Here is a 14,405-nt window from a genome sequence, read left to right on the forward strand (position 1 = left end):
ATTAGTCATTCTTAGTGCCATAGAAATACAGCGAATGAGAATCAATTTTTACGCCAAATGCTTCTTCGATGGCTTCTTTGATTCCTTGAATTCTTGGGTCGCAGAATTCAATAATTTCTTCAATTTCTTTATCAGAGTCTTTTTTGTAGATCACCAGATGGTCATGCTGTTTGTCAAAATAAGACTTCTCATAAGAAGAAGAGGTCAATGTTTTTTCTCCGAACTGATGCTTACGGATCAATCCTGCATCTAGGAAAATTTCAATAGTATTGTAAATCGTTGCTTTGGAAACATGGTATTTCTTCTGCATCATCAGAAGATACAGATCATCAACATTGAAGTGATGATCCATATTATAAATTTCTTCTAATATCGTATATCTTTCAGGAGTGTTTCTGAACCCTTTTTCTAGTAAGTAATTCCTTAAAACATCCTTGATCAAAGCTATATTTTTTTCTTTTTGTACTGTATCCATTAAAAAAATTATCTACAAATTTATTGAATTTTATTTAAATAGATAGTATGGTTGCATACCCAACAGGTTACGAGTTGTGACGGAAGTATCCTGACTGCTCGATCTTATTGTCATAAACGGTAAGCTCTGTGATCGGTGCAGATTCTACTTCAACATTGTGAGAAGATACTCCCCAAGCCTTAAAGTCATCACTTCCGATATACTTCACAAAGTTGTAAATATTAAGGGTAATCTTCTGTTTAACAGTTAAAAGTATATCGTTGATATAGGTGTTATCTATGATCACATACTTCAGATCCGGCGGTATGTCATGAGCTCTTAAAGACGGATGGCTGCTTCTTGAAGGAATCGTACCATCTGACATTAAATCTTTCAATACCATATTGAAATAATCATTAATTCTTCGGTCTACTTTAAATCCTAAAAGGAAATTGATCTTATAAACCGTCCCCGGAAGAATCTCGTCTACTGTATATTTGAATGTATATGGATCTTCCTGATTGACAATACTTAAAATAAAGTAATGATCAGCTCTCTTCGGTTGTTTTTTGATGATGGAATAGATGATTTTTGATTCTACTTCATCATTTCTTTTAGCTCTGCTCAGATAAGCAAGGTTGGTTGCATATTTTGGAATGGTCTCATCCAGCTTCATATCTTTAAGGATAGAGATGTATTTCTCAATTTTTACAAACTGGATAAATCTTGTTTTGATCAGTCTTCCGTTATACCATGCATACATAGAAACACCGATAGAACCAGCCAATACTACTGTAATCCATCCACCTTCCATGAATTTAATAATGTTTGCACTGAAGAAACCTAATTCTATCGCCATATATACTAAGGCAAAAAGAAGGATAAGCACTTTGCTCACTCTGTGTTTTAGTAACCAGAAAACCAACAGAACTGTCGTCATCAACATCGTTACGGTAATGGAAAGTCCATAAGCGGCTTCCATTTTTCCTGATTCTTTGAAGTGCAGAACTACAATAATACAAAGGATCAAAAGTCCCCAGTTAATTCTTGGGATATACATCTGCCCTTTCACCCCGGAAGGATAATCAATTTTCTGATTAGGCCATAAGTTGAGCGACATTGCTTCTGAGAAGATGGTAAATGAACCTGTAATCAAAGCCTGGCTGGCAATAATGGCGGCTGCCGTAGCTAAAATTACTCCCGGAATGATCATCCACTCTTCCATAATTCCGAAGAAAGGGTTTACTACAGAAAATCCAGGTTTATTGTAATTGGTCAAAAGCCATGCTCCCTGCCCAAGATAGTTTAGGATAAGCATTATTTTAACGAATGCCCAGCTTACTCTGATGTTTTTGGCACCACAGTGTCCTAAGTCGGAATAAAGCGCTTCTGCCCCTGTAGTACAAAGGAAAACTGCTCCTAAAATAACAATTGCACTCGGAGAGTTGACAATAAGTTTGTAAGCATAATAAGGGTTGAAAGATCTTAAAATCTCAAAGTTTTCGCTTAAATGCATTACTCCCAGACCTCCTAATACCAGGAACCAAACCACCATCACAGGACCAAAAAACTTCCCGATAAAGCTGGTTCCGAATTGCTGTACCACAAAAATGGCAATCAGAATACCGATGGTAATAGGAACAACGGGGGTATGTGGGTTATAGATTTCAAGACCTTCAATGGCCGACATTACGGTAAGTGATGGTGTAATCACCCCGTCTGCAATAAGGGCCGCAGCACCAACAATCGCAATGAGATACAACCATCCTTTCTTAAGGTTTCTCACCAATGAAAATAAAGCAAGAATACCTCCTTCTCCTTTGTTATCTGCTCTTAAAGCAATGATCACATATTTGATTGTCGTCTGAAGAGTAAGGGTCCAAATAATACAGGAAAGAGCTCCTTCGATGTATTCATTGAAAGGCATATTGCTCCCTTGGGATCTTGCATTCACAATTGCTTTCATTACGTAAAGCGGAGAGGTACCAATATCTCCAAAAACAATTCCTAGAGACACTAAAACTCCTATGAAGGAAAGTTTCTTTATGTCGAAGTGGTAGCCATCTTCTGTAACTTCTGCCATATCAGCTTAATTTATTTTAAAGGCGCAAATTTATACTAATTTTATGACGTCAAGAATTTTTCTTCATGAATATAATAAATGAAAAAACTTCCTTTCGGAAGTTTTTTTCTATAACTATTTTACGTACATCGCTTTTTTGATTTCCTCTTTTACTTTTTCAAGTTTAGGGAACCATTCTGCAAATAATGCTGCAGAGTAAGGTGCAGGTGCATCAGGAGTAGTAATTCTCTTGATTGGAGCATCTAAATAATCGAATGCTTTTTGCTGTACCATATAAGTAATTTCTGAAGAGATTGAACCAAATGGCCAAGCTTCTTCTAAAATAACCAATCTGTTTGTTTTCTTTACAGAAGCTAAAATGGTATCGAAATCTAAAGGACGAACTGTTCTAAGATCGATTACTTCTACAGAGATTCCTTCTTTTGCCATATCTTCAGCAGCCTGTAAAGCCAGCTTCATGATCTTACCGAAAGAAACTAAAGTAACATCTGTACCTTCTCTCTTAATATCTGCTTTTCCTATTGGTAAGTAGTATTCTTCTTCAGGAATTTCCATTTTATCTCCATACATCTGCTCAGATTCCATGAAAATAACCGGGTCATTATCCTGAATTGCAGTTTTCAACAATCCTTTTGCATCGTATGGGTTGGAAGGTACTACTACTTTAAGTCCAGGACAGTTGGCAAACCAACCTTCAAAAGCCTGGGAGTGAGTAGCTCCTAACTGACCTGCAGAAGCAGTAGGTCCACGGAAAACGATTGGGCAGTTCCATTGTCCACCACTCATCTGACGGATCTTCGCCGCATTGTTGATGATCTGATCAATTCCTACCAATGAGAAATTGAAGGTCATAAATTCTACAATGGGTCTGTTACCATTCATTGCAGCTCCTACAGAGATTCCTGTAAATCCAAGTTCTGCAATCGGGGTATCGATTACTCTTTTTGGACCAAATTCATCCAGCATTCCTTTTGAAGCTTTATATGCACCATTATATTCTGCAACTTCCTCCCCCATCAGGTAGATGGATTCGTCTTTACGCATTTCCTCGCTCATTGCCTGTGCAATTACCTCACGAAAAGTATATTCTGCCATATTTTCTTGAAAAATTTAGACTACAAAAATAGTGTTTTTTTATTACACACATAATAAAAAAGGCGTTTCATTTGAATGGAATGCCTTAATATTAAGAATAATTAAAAAGATTTTTTTTGCGGAAAAAGGGGCTGGAAGCTGGAAGAAGGAGGCTGGATGTTATTTTTAGCCGTATAATCAATACCTATCACCATTTAAAAAAAACAAAAAATGGTTCTTCATTCTTCTCATCACTTTCTTCTCCCGGTTCTCTGTCTCATTTCTTACTTTCCTTTTTCTTCCTGAAGGCTCAGCTCTTTATAGTTCTTCCTAAGATCCTGTAAAACTTTCCCGTAGGTTCTTTTGTAGATTACATACAGAATGTAAAGACCGATCAGTACAAAAATTCCAAAAACAATATAATTTGCTGTGCCAGGCATCATTGTATCAGGATTGGTAGGTAAAGCTTCTGTATCATGAGTACTGTTCCAGCCATCTCTGGACCCTGCCATAAAATCTCTCGTGTTATGATCAAAATGAATGGCACCGTCAATAATAACCAACGCCAGCGATACAAATGCATACCCTAAAATAAGTCTCCTCAAGGTCAAAATACTTTTCATTAATGAAATGCTATCCTGCCCGGTTTTCATTCTGCGGAACAAAAAAATGATCAATCCTGTAAAAGCTGCAAACATCGCTACTCTTACATAAGGAAACTGCTCGTCCACATACCCATATAAAGTCCACAATACAACTTCAATGAAGCCTATCAGTAATAATGTTCTGGTAATGGAAACAGACTTATGTTTTATCATACTATAGATTTCATTTTCAGAATATTCTTTAAAATCATCAGATTCTTTATTCCAGTCTTTCTTCAGTAATTCTAGTTCGTCCATATTATTTTGTATTGATTCTGGTTTTTAAATTATTTTTCGCTCTGTTCATTTTCACTCTTGCATTTCCCTCTGTAATTCCAAGGATCTCTCCTATTTCTTTATAAGGTTTATCTTCCAGATACATCATGATCAGAGCCTTTTCCACATCAGACAGCTCATAAATTGCCTGATACATCTTTTTAAGCTTATACTCATCATCTTCATAAGCTTCATATTCTAAGGTAATAGAGGAAAGATCAATTTCAGCAGCCTGCATTTGTTTTTTCTGAGGTTTTCTGAATAAAGTAATGGCGGTATTCAATGCCACACGGTACATCCATGTAGAAAATTTAGATTCTCCTTTAAATCCCGGAAAGGATCTCCACAACTGAATGGTGATTTCCTGAAAAAGATCCTTATGATCTTCTGCATTGTCCGTGTATATTTTGCATATTTTGTGAATCAGCCTTTGATTCGGCTTAAAAAATTCAACAAATGTTTTCTCCTGTTCCGTGCTCATATTGTATAAGTGGAGAGATTTTATTTTCGTTACAGTATTTTTCAAAAAAAAACGACATTTCATTGCTGAAATGCCGTCTTAAAATTCTATTTAAACTTTTATTAATTAGCTTTTTCCCAAACCTGGGTTCTTCCTAATAAAGATAATCCCAGATACCCTCTTACATTCAGCTTATCACCGCTTCTTGTAATGGTACATTTGTATGTTTTCCCTGTTTTAGGATCCGTAATGGTTCCTCCGGTGAATTCATCCTTCTCTTTAGACAATCCTCTGATAATCTCCAATCCTAAAATCGGTTTTCCTTTTCTGTCATCCTTACAAGCTGTACAGTTGGGCTCAGCAGGTTTGATCAGCAACTGAGAAACCTTTCCGTAATATTTCCCATCTGATTTTTTGAATATTTCTACAATAGATTTTGCCTGTTTTGTTTCATCATCTATTGTTTTCCACTTCCCTTCAATCTGTGCAAACGAAAGTACGCTGAACAGCGAAAGTGCGAATGTTAACATTAATTTTTTCATATTTCTTATAGTTTTAATTTTATACAATATTCTTATCTATAGTATTGATAAAAATATAAATTAATTTTCAACGAACAAAAACTTTTGTTATACAAAGCATAAAGCAGGGGAAAGAAGAGCGAAATCGCAAAAAGGCGAAAAAGCTAATTTGTCAATTTGCAGATAAGCCTATGTATTCTTTTACGATTTTACATTTTTACTATTTCACCTTTTCACCTATTTACGATTTTGCTTTTTTGCTTTTTTGCCCCCTAATACAACTTCCTATTAATCACCCTATCCATATAATCCTGATACCAGGCTTTCGCGGTTTTCTTTCCTTGTTCTACTTCCGGGGTTTTAAGTTCTCCCACCAGATTTTTTTCCATGCCCAGATCTTCTTTACCATACACGCCAATGATTTCTTTTCCGTCGAAGCGGTAGATATAGTTTCCGATCATGAACTGTTCTGTACTTCCGTCTGAGTTGACTACGATAAAAGGATATTTCTTATCACTTACGAGACTTCGGCCCCAGCTTCTGATAGGTTTATTGTAGCCGATAAGATCTGCCAGCGTAGGGTAAATATCTGCCTGTTGTGCTATTTCCTGGTTTACTCCTTTCAGCTGATAAGCTGGATTTGGAGAATAAAACACCAATGGAACGGCATAGCGGTTCATGGCTCTCTCATATTCCGGATAATAGACCTGATTGGTATGATCTCCGGTGAAAACAAAGATTGTATTATTGAACCAAGGCTGTTTTTTCGCCGTTTCAAAATATTGTCTGATCGCATAATCCGTATACTGTATCGGCTCATGCATTTCTATTTTTCCTTTTTTAAATTTTCCGTTATACTTTGCAGGAATTTTAAAAGGGTGATGGGATGAAGCTGTAAACACAGTCGTCATAAATGGTTGTTTCTTCCCTACATTTTTAGCGAAATACTGAAGGAAGGGCTCGTCCCAGATCGCCCACATTCCGTCAAAGTCTTCATCATGATTGTATTCTGTTTTACCAAAATAATGTTTGAACCCTAAAATATTCCCAAATCCAAGAAATCCCATCGATCCATTCGGAGCACCATGATAAAAAGAGGTATCGTATCCCAGGTCATTGCAAACGGAAACAATAGACTGTATTTTCTGATTGGAATACGGAGATCCGGTAAACGCATCGGTAAGACTCGGAATTCCGGCCAAAACACTGCTCATTCCATGAATAGACTGTCTTCCGTTGGCAAAAGTATTGGGAAAGATAAGGCTTTGAGTGGCCAGACTATCCATAAACGGAGTGTAGGAAACGTAATCTTTAATGTTTTTATCTTTATTGAAAGCCCCGGAATATTCCCGTCCGAAAGATTCCACAATGAAAATAACGATATTCGGGCGGTTTTCCACTTTGCGGTCATATACTTTATAAGGCTGTACATTGTCTGTAATGTACTTTTCATCTACAAAATGAACTTCCTTAAAGTTATTGGTATTCAGCGTACGGAAAAAGGAGAAGGTACTGTTCAGAACCATATTCCCCTGCAACGGATTGGTCACAAAACGCGTAGCATCCACCATGTTTATAGGTCTCGTACTGTGTTTAAAGTCTCCGCGGATTCCTCCAACGACCAATACGGTCGTAATGCATAAGGTAAGTACTGAATAAAGAAAGTATGGCAGCAGGCTGGCAGGTTTTTCTTCTTTTACTTTCACTTTTTTATAAAGGAAAACCCACACGATCATCAACACCACATACCAAACCAGTACGAATGGATGCTGGCCTATTGAGATCATCAGTGTTTTGGAAACATTGTCTTCATGCTCAGCTACCTGAAATACGGCTGATGTAAGCCTGGCTTGTGAGAATTTATAGTAGATAAAATCTCCAAAATTCATGGCATAAGTCAATCCGTTGGTGATGAAATACACCCAGAAAAGAACTTTCTGGTATCCTTTTTTGGTATTGATTACCAAAGGCAAAAGGCTTAGTAATATAAATAGTGAATTCACATACAGAATAGCTGTCGTATCGAAAGCTGTACCATGATAGGCAAGCTTGAAATACTCTGAAACTGAGTCTACTTTGATCAGGTCTTTATTAAAAAACCAGAATAAAAGCCTCGCCATCTGATAAAAAACATATGCTAAAAAAATTCTGTACAGCAATGCCAGAACTTCCTGTTTTCTAAATCCTTTTAAAAATTTCATGCGACAAATTTACATCAAAATCACTTTAATCCATTTTTTAGTTCAGATTATTTCGAGTTAGAATTTTTAAAAACTGTAATTTTGTGGTTATGGATTTTATAAAGAATAATCTGGCCAACGCCCTGACCCTCGCTAATTTATTTGCGGGCTGTGTAGGTGCCATACATCTTATTTTAGGAGATTATCAGACGACAGCAATCTGTCTTATTCTCTCTTCAATTTTCGATTTTTTTGACGGTTTTGTCGCCAGAGCCGTAAAATCAAACTCAAATCTTGGGCTTCAGCTTGATTCTCTTGCTGATATGGTCAGCTTCGGATTGATTCCCGGGCTTACAATGTATAAAGCTCTGGAGCCGTTCGGAACAGAATTATTAGGACTTCAGCTTCCCTTCGAAATCAAATATTTCGGATTGCTGGTAACCATATTTTCCTGCTTAAGACTTGCGATCTTCAACCTTGATGAAGAGCAGCGCTATTATTTCAAAGGATTGAATACGCCTACCAATACCGTTTTATTATTCGGATTATATTATGCTTTTAAGGAAACCGGAACATTCAGCTTTTTATTTGATAACGAATTGCTGCTGGTTCTTCTTACCATCCTTACTTCATGGCTTCTGATAAGCCCGATTAAGATGATGGCGATGAAATTTAAATCCAAACAATTAAAAGATAATTATCCTAAAGTAGTCCTACTCGTTGGTGGTATTGCTATTCTCGCTCTATTTCAGGTTGTAGGAATTCCGATGCTGGTCATCTATTATATATTAGTATCCCTTATTTTTCAGGGGCAGCTAAAATAGAGATTAGACAACTTATATGAGATGCAGCGACAAGGGTATGATCTCATTTTCAAATTAACACATTTTCAAATTATTATTAATCAACATGAATTTAAAACTCCATAAACCACTTTGTATTTTTGACCTTGAAACTACAGGAACGAACATCGGAAAAGACAGAATCGTTGAGATCTGCATTTTAAAGGTAAATCCTGATGCCTCCAGAGAAAGCAAAACATGGAAGGTAAATCCTGAAATGCCCATTCCAAAGGAGAGCAGTGAAATTCACGGAATTTATGATGAAGATGTAAAAGATGCTCCTACTTTCAGAGAAATTGCATCTAAAGTAATGGAAATGATTTCCGGTACTGATCTGGGAGGTTTTAATTCTAACCGATTTGATGTTCCTCTTTTAGCGGAAGAATTATTAAGAGTAGGAATGGATTTTGATCTTAGCAAATTTAAACTGGTAGACGCACAGACTATTTTCCATAAAAAGGAACCTAGAAATCTGGGGGCTGCTTATCAGTTTTATTGTGGAAAAACGTTGGAAAATGCACACTCTGCAGAAGCGGATGTGATGGCAACTTTTGAAGTACTGGATGCTCAGGTTGGAAAATATGATGACATTCCGAATGAGGTAGCACCGTTAAGTGAATTTACATTCCATAACAAAAATGCTGATCTTGCCGGGTTCATCGGGTATAATGATAAGCAGGAAGAGGTTTTCAACTTTGGAAAATACAAAGGCCAGGGGGTAAAAGCGGTATTCCAGAAAGATCTTGGGTATTTCGGATGGCTTCAGAATGCTGATTTCCCTCTGTATACGAAGAAAGTATTTACGAAAATTCAATTATCAAGCAGATTTTAATAAGATGTCTGATCTGATCCGTTTTAAATTTTATGAAACTGCCCTTGAAGCCAACAGGGACAAACAGATATTGGCTGAAAACGGCATCAACAGTTTCATTGCGAACGAGCAGCTTATCCAGTCAGACTGGCTGCTTTCACAAGCTGTGGGAGGTATTCAGCTTCAGGTTTTTGAAGAAGATCTGGAAAAAGCCAGACAGATCTTACAGGATTATAAAGACAATGAACAATACTCTCTGGAAGTAGAACATACCATTGAAGACCCAGAGTTTGATTTTGTATGCCCGAAATGTGGTTCCAATCACATCTACAGGGATGACAGAGCAACCAGCTTTTTTGGAATTTCATTTCTGACCAGCCATAAGTTTGTTTGCTATTATTGTGGGAATGAATTCACCCATTAAGATTTAATATGGTCAGAAATTTAAAAAAGGCAGGAAAGGTTTTACTCATCGTTATTTTGGGCTTCCTTCTCTTTCTGGCAGGCAAGTTCTTATTGGTATGGAATAGTGTAGAAGTTGATAACAGCTTAAGCCATAAAACTATTTTTAAAAGTTTTAACCAACAGAAACAGGCAAGTCTTTTGCAAGCGGAAAGTAAAGAGATTAAAACCAATAACTTCAGGGTAAAGTATGACAGCTTCAGTCCTGAATATTTCGGCTGTTCTATTCATAAGGACCCATTACTGAAGGTTACATTTTTCGTTGGAGACGGCTTCAGTGGCGGTGGCTACCAAATAGATGTTATCCAAAACAGATATAAAGTTTCACCCTATTCTTACACAGATAATATAAAGCCTTTTGATTTTCTGGATACGGGCGAATATTATAAAGTTTTGGACAGTAAACTTATTCTGAATAAGGATTCTTATAAAAAGGGAGACAGTCTATTCGGATATGCTGAGCTTACCATTCAAAGAGGATATGGTCCTCAAAAACAGATAGAAGAAGGAAAAGGATATTTTAGAGGTATAGTCAATTAATTAATATAGTTATGAAGATCATTTGTATAGGAAGAAACTACAGCGAGCACGCTAAAGAACTGGGAAACGAAATTCCTGAGAAACCTGTTATTTTTATCAAACCTGATACAGCGGTATTAAAAGGAAATGATTTTTATCTTCCGGAATTTTCTAATGATATTCACTATGAACTGGAAGTGGTTTTGAAAATTTCTAAAGGAGGAAAATACATTCAGAAGGAAACAGCCCATAAACATTATGAGGAGCTAAGTCTTGGGATCGATTTTACGGCTAGAGATCTTCAGAGCGAACTGAAGTCAAAAGGTCTTCCATGGGAGCTGGCTAAAGGTTTTGACGGTTCTGCAGTGGTGGGAAACTTCTTTAAAAAAGAAAATTACAACCTTGAAAACCTGTCTTTTTCTCTTTTACAGAATAAAGAAAAGGTTCAGGACGGAAATACAAAGGACATGCTTTTCCATTTTGATGATATTATCGCTTTTGTGTCTCAATACTTTAGTTTAAGGGTAGGTGATCTTATCTTTACGGGTACTCCAAAAGGGGTTGGAAAAGTAGAAGAAAATGATATTCTTGAAGCTTATCTGGAGTCGGAAAAAATCCTTGACATCCGAATATTATAAGTATTTAACATAAAAGTCTGGCAAATTTTTCATATCTTTAGGTAACAAAATGAAAGGTTATGATCAATATTGTATTACCCGTAGATTTTGGGGACAAGACGGACCAATTGGTGGACGGTGCCATAAAATTTGCAAAACAGCTTAACGGTAGAATTTACCTGATCCATGTAGCCCCTTCAGACATTGGCTTTGCGATCGGTGATATGGGATTTCAGTATTTTCCGGAAGTGGAAGCTAATGAAATAAGAGAAGAACTCGTTCAGCTGAATAAGATCGAACAAAGAATTATCGCTCACGATATTGATTGTGAACATCTTTTGAAACAAGGTATCGCCAAAGATATTATCCTGGAACATGCGAAAGCAAAAAATGCAGATTATATCGTAATGGGATCACATGGCAGAAGTGGAATTTATGATGTATTTGTAGGAAGCCTTACCAAAGGAATTACAAAAAGTTCAAAAATTCCTGTGCTGGTTCTTCCCATCCACGACTAAACAAAGAAAATTTTAATCGTTAGTAATAAAAAAACCGATCAAATAAATTATTTGATCGGTTTTTTACTATATAACCAATTAATTAACCTTCTTTTTTGTAGATATTCGGATCATAGTAAGGATGCTTACCTTCCGTTGGAGAATAATAGTCTTTATCTTTGTCACCACCTAGTGTAACGACTAATACATAACACCAGTAAATGAACAGTACACAGCAAACTGTAAATAAAATCCAGTTCAAAACATTACCGAAAGCATCAAAGAAACCGAAAGTCCATTTGAAAACTTTGCTTAAGAATAGAAAGAAAGACGTCATTATTTTCCTTTTTTAAATTAACTTTGTACAAATTTATAAAAAATGTTTAAATTACTTTCAAAAGAAAGCAATATTTTTTCAATTCCTGTTTATATTGGTTGTCTTCTTTTAGTAGTCGTAATATTTAACATACTGAATTTCAATACATACGAAGCTATCGTTGCCGGAATTACTTTTCTGGGAATTGCTCTCGGATATTTTTGTTTTCACAGTATTGCCCTCAATTATCAGACGCACCTTCCTTTATTTTTATATACATTTTTTATTTTCGGATTGTATCCGGGAAATTTAGATATAGGAATCGCTGTTTCACTGCTTACCAACTCTTTTCTGATTCTTCTCCTGACGAGCGCAGATGAGGATATAAGAAAAAAATCCTATGTCCTGGTAGGGGCAATCGTAGCATTGAATTTCATATTCCTTCCCACCACATGGCCAATGGCTGTTTTTGTGATCATTCACGTTATTGCGACCTCTGCCAAAATAGGGTTGAACCTTTTCAGATTCCTGCTGGGAATGATTCTGATCACGTTCAGTTATTTTTCCGTCATGTATTTCGTTCAGTTCACTTCATGGAATATCGATTATTTCCCGTTCGGGAAAATGAAGCCGGTAAAGGATTATATGGAACTGCTTCCTTTGATTCCGGTGGTCCTGATGCTTATCTATGCAGTATATGACCATTTTCAAAATTATAACAAGAAAAGCCCGATAAGCAGATATAAGTATACTTTCCTGCTGGTTTTTTCTCTTGCTCAGCTTATTACGATCATTCTGTATATGAATATGAGCTATGAATATCTGCTGCTTCTGGCATTTCCTTCAAGCATTATTCTGAGCAGAATGTTGAGATTTTTACCCAAATACTGGATGCAGGAAGCCAGTTTGTGGTTGATTATTATTAGTTTACTGACCTTTAAGGCAGGTACAGTTTTTGATTTATTTTAAAAAATTATGATTCAGATAGACGATAAATTGATTTCTGAGGAAATCTTTTCCGAAGAATTTGTTTGCAACCTTACCAAGTGTAAAGGTGCATGTTGTGTGGAAGGAGATGTAGGAGCTCCGTTGGATAAAAACGAGCTTGAAATATTGGACGGTATTTTTGACAAAATAAAACCTTATCTTACTCAGGAAGGTATTAAAGCTCTTGAAGAACAAGGGACATGGACTACTGATCCACACGACGGAATGTATGTTACTCCAATGGTGGAGAACCGTGAATGTGCCTATGTAACATTCGACGAAAAAGGAATTACCAAATGTGGTATTGAAAAAGCGTACGAGGATGGTGCTGTAGACTGGCAGAAACCTATTTCCTGCCACCTCTATCCTATTCGTGTGACAGAATATTCTGCATTCACTGCTTTGAACTATCATGAGTGGAATGTATGCAGCGATGCCTGTACTCTTGGAAAAGAACTTCAGGTACCTGTTTATAAATTCCTGAAAACTCCATTGATCAGAAAATACGGGGAAGAATTCTACACTATTCTAAGCGGAGCCGCTGATGAATGGAAAAAAGAATATGGTTCTTAACCCATAGGATTTGAATGTAAATAACAAAAGGTTGTCTTATTTTTAAGACAACCTTTTTTAATCTTTATAAGTTCCTGAAGCAAATCCCCAGTAGTCTTTTTCGTCGATTCCGATATCTTTATTAATAGGACTATAATTCTTCAAAGTACCATCAGTAATTATGATGCTATCTTTTTTAAATAAAAGACCTTGAATTTCCGTTCCTGACACTTGATTCAAACTGTCTTTCTTTGTTCCTCCCACTATTACAATTGCTTTTTCAATATTGAATTTTGGATAAGGATATGAAGTTACTTTGCCATTGTTTCTTAAAAAATAACAGGGAGGTTTAATTTTTATTTTACCTGAAAATTTATATTTATCAGATGTTATTTTTAATTCTCCGATCCCATTATTATTAATTAGTTCAAGAAATGCTCCATTGATATTAGCGGTATCGGTTTTTACGATTTTATGATCTTCCGTCGAATTTTCTTTTTCATTTTTCTTACATGATTGCAAAAAGAAAACACCGATAATAAAACATGCTATTATTCTCATATCAAGATAATTTAAATTAAAGCCCAAAACCATATTTCTTTTCCCAAAGATAAATAATCAGCAGAACCTGCCCTTAAAGACATCCCATTCCAAAGGTCAATGTGATCAGTCGCTCCCCATCCATCTTTAATGAAAATTAATCCTTTATGCTTAAAGCTTTTACTGTTTATATCAGGATATTTTTTTCTTGAGAGTTTTAATGTATTACCAAAAATTTCAGGATGTCTATCGATCCAATCTGCCAACTCCTGAGCTCTTAGAATATGCCGAAATTTATCCACATGTTTTTCCCAACATCTTGCTCCTGCAAAAGACATTAAGTCTACTCCTGATTTACTCAATGCTTCACTCATTCTTATCGCACATTGATTTGGAAATAACGAAACATTACATGGCTGAAAAGTACCAGGATGATTCTTCCATAAAATATCAAATCTAACCATATCGAAATAATTTTTCTTTAAATTAATAAATATTTTTTAATCACCATTACGGGAAGTTTATTTTTATTAAAACTTCCGACTTTAAAGAAAACAAAAAACCGCAGAC

General features: G+C 36.1%; 18 protein-coding genes. 8 read left to right on the forward strand and 10 right to left on the reverse strand.

Features of this window, described 5'->3' with window-relative positions; translation table 11 throughout:
* Position 1 precedes the first annotated feature (1 nt).
* The 7 genes from AC106K_RS12185 to AC106K_RS12215 all read right to left on the reverse strand — a co-directional run bounded on the left by AC106K_RS12185 (position 2) and on the right by AC106K_RS12215 (position 7,713).
* Positions 2-475 carry a Fur family transcriptional regulator gene (locus AC106K_RS12185; protein WP_027374694.1) on the reverse strand — a complete coding sequence of 158 codons (474 nt, stop codon included), beginning with the start codon at positions 473-475 and terminating at the stop codon, positions 2-4.
* 67 nt (positions 476-542) lie between these two features.
* Positions 543-2,537 (reverse strand): KUP/HAK/KT family potassium transporter, encoded by a 1,995-nt coding sequence (locus AC106K_RS12190; protein ID WP_482445611.1) that lies wholly within the window; start codon positions 2,535-2,537, stop codon positions 543-545.
* A 114-nt stretch (positions 2,538-2,651) separates the two neighbouring features.
* Complete coding sequence (locus AC106K_RS12195; RefSeq protein WP_047097380.1) at positions 2,652-3,632, reverse strand: pyruvate dehydrogenase complex E1 component subunit beta; 981 nt, start codon at positions 3,630-3,632, stop codon at positions 2,652-2,654.
* Positions 3,633-3,895: 263 nt separating this feature from the next.
* Positions 3,896-4,513 (reverse strand): hypothetical protein, encoded by a 618-nt coding sequence (locus tag AC106K_RS12200; protein WP_482445612.1) that lies wholly within the window; start codon positions 4,511-4,513, stop codon positions 3,896-3,898.
* A 1-nt stretch (position 4,514) separates the two neighbouring features.
* Positions 4,515-5,012: a sigma-70 family RNA polymerase sigma factor gene (locus AC106K_RS12205; protein ID WP_047097378.1), complete on the reverse strand. Its 498-nt coding sequence runs from the start codon at positions 5,010-5,012 to the stop codon at positions 4,515-4,517.
* Positions 5,013-5,113: 101 nt separating this feature from the next.
* The gene (locus AC106K_RS12210; protein ID WP_482445614.1) at positions 5,114-5,533 is read right to left on the reverse strand and encodes a DUF2147 domain-containing protein; all 420 of its coding nucleotides are present in this window, start codon (positions 5,531-5,533) and stop codon (positions 5,114-5,116) included.
* 251 nt (positions 5,534-5,784) lie between these two features.
* On the reverse strand, positions 5,785-7,713 hold the full coding sequence (locus tag AC106K_RS12215; RefSeq protein WP_482445615.1) for an LTA synthase family protein: 1,929 nt from the start codon (positions 7,711-7,713) through the stop codon (positions 5,785-5,787).
* A gap of 89 nt (positions 7,714-7,802) precedes the next feature.
* Between AC106K_RS12215 and AC106K_RS12220 the strand changes: the two genes are divergently transcribed.
* The 6 genes from AC106K_RS12220 (at position 7,803) to AC106K_RS12245 (ending at position 11,461) form a co-directional block, all read left to right on the forward strand.
* Positions 7,803-8,516: a CDP-alcohol phosphatidyltransferase family protein gene (locus AC106K_RS12220; protein WP_482445617.1), complete on the forward strand. Its 714-nt coding sequence runs from the start codon at positions 7,803-7,805 to the stop codon at positions 8,514-8,516.
* A gap of 85 nt (positions 8,517-8,601) precedes the next feature.
* On the forward strand, positions 8,602-9,366 hold the full coding sequence (locus tag AC106K_RS12225; protein WP_482445619.1) for an exonuclease domain-containing protein: 765 nt from the start codon (positions 8,602-8,604) through the stop codon (positions 9,364-9,366).
* Between the two features lie 4 nt (positions 9,367-9,370).
* Entirely contained in the window at positions 9,371-9,769 is a 399-nt protein-coding gene (locus tag AC106K_RS12230; RefSeq protein WP_482445621.1) for a putative signal transducing protein, read from the forward strand.
* A gap of 8 nt (positions 9,770-9,777) precedes the next feature.
* On the forward strand, positions 9,778-10,347 hold the full coding sequence (locus AC106K_RS12235) for a hypothetical protein (RefSeq protein ID WP_482445623.1): 570 nt from the start codon (positions 9,778-9,780) through the stop codon (positions 10,345-10,347).
* An 11-nt stretch (positions 10,348-10,358) separates the two neighbouring features.
* Positions 10,359-10,964 (forward strand): fumarylacetoacetate hydrolase family protein, encoded by a 606-nt coding sequence (locus tag AC106K_RS12240; protein ID WP_482445625.1) that lies wholly within the window; start codon positions 10,359-10,361, stop codon positions 10,962-10,964.
* A 59-nt stretch (positions 10,965-11,023) separates the two neighbouring features.
* Positions 11,024-11,461, forward strand: a complete 438-nt coding sequence (locus tag AC106K_RS12245) for a universal stress protein (protein WP_047097371.1) — start codon at positions 11,024-11,026, stop codon at positions 11,459-11,461.
* 82 nt (positions 11,462-11,543) lie between these two features.
* On the opposite strand, the gene AC106K_RS12250 is transcribed toward AC106K_RS12245, so the two are convergent.
* Positions 11,544-11,777, reverse strand: a complete 234-nt coding sequence (locus tag AC106K_RS12250) for a DUF6341 family protein (RefSeq protein WP_185287616.1) — start codon at positions 11,775-11,777, stop codon at positions 11,544-11,546.
* 42 nt (positions 11,778-11,819) lie between these two features.
* On the opposite strand from AC106K_RS12250, the gene AC106K_RS12255 reads away from it, so the two are divergent.
* A complete protein-coding gene (locus AC106K_RS12255; protein ID WP_047097370.1) occupies positions 11,820-12,725 on the forward strand; it encodes a DUF6427 family protein in 906 nt (301 codons plus the stop codon).
* Positions 12,726-12,731: 6 nt separating this feature from the next.
* Positions 12,732-13,316 carry a DUF3109 family protein gene (locus AC106K_RS12260; protein WP_047097369.1) on the forward strand — a complete coding sequence of 195 codons (585 nt, stop codon included), beginning with the start codon at positions 12,732-12,734 and terminating at the stop codon, positions 13,314-13,316.
* A 57-nt stretch (positions 13,317-13,373) separates the two neighbouring features.
* On the opposite strand, the gene AC106K_RS12265 is transcribed toward AC106K_RS12260, so the two are convergent.
* On the reverse strand, positions 13,374-13,856 hold the full coding sequence (locus tag AC106K_RS12265) for a hypothetical protein (protein ID WP_482445626.1): 483 nt from the start codon (positions 13,854-13,856) through the stop codon (positions 13,374-13,376).
* An 11-nt stretch (positions 13,857-13,867) separates the two neighbouring features.
* A complete protein-coding gene (locus tag AC106K_RS12270; RefSeq protein ID WP_482445628.1) occupies positions 13,868-14,299 on the reverse strand; it encodes a type VI secretion system amidase effector protein Tae4 in 432 nt (143 codons plus the stop codon).
* Between the last annotated feature and the right edge of the window lie 106 nt (positions 14,300-14,405).

This window comes from Chryseobacterium sp. FR048 (assembly GCF_056844665.1).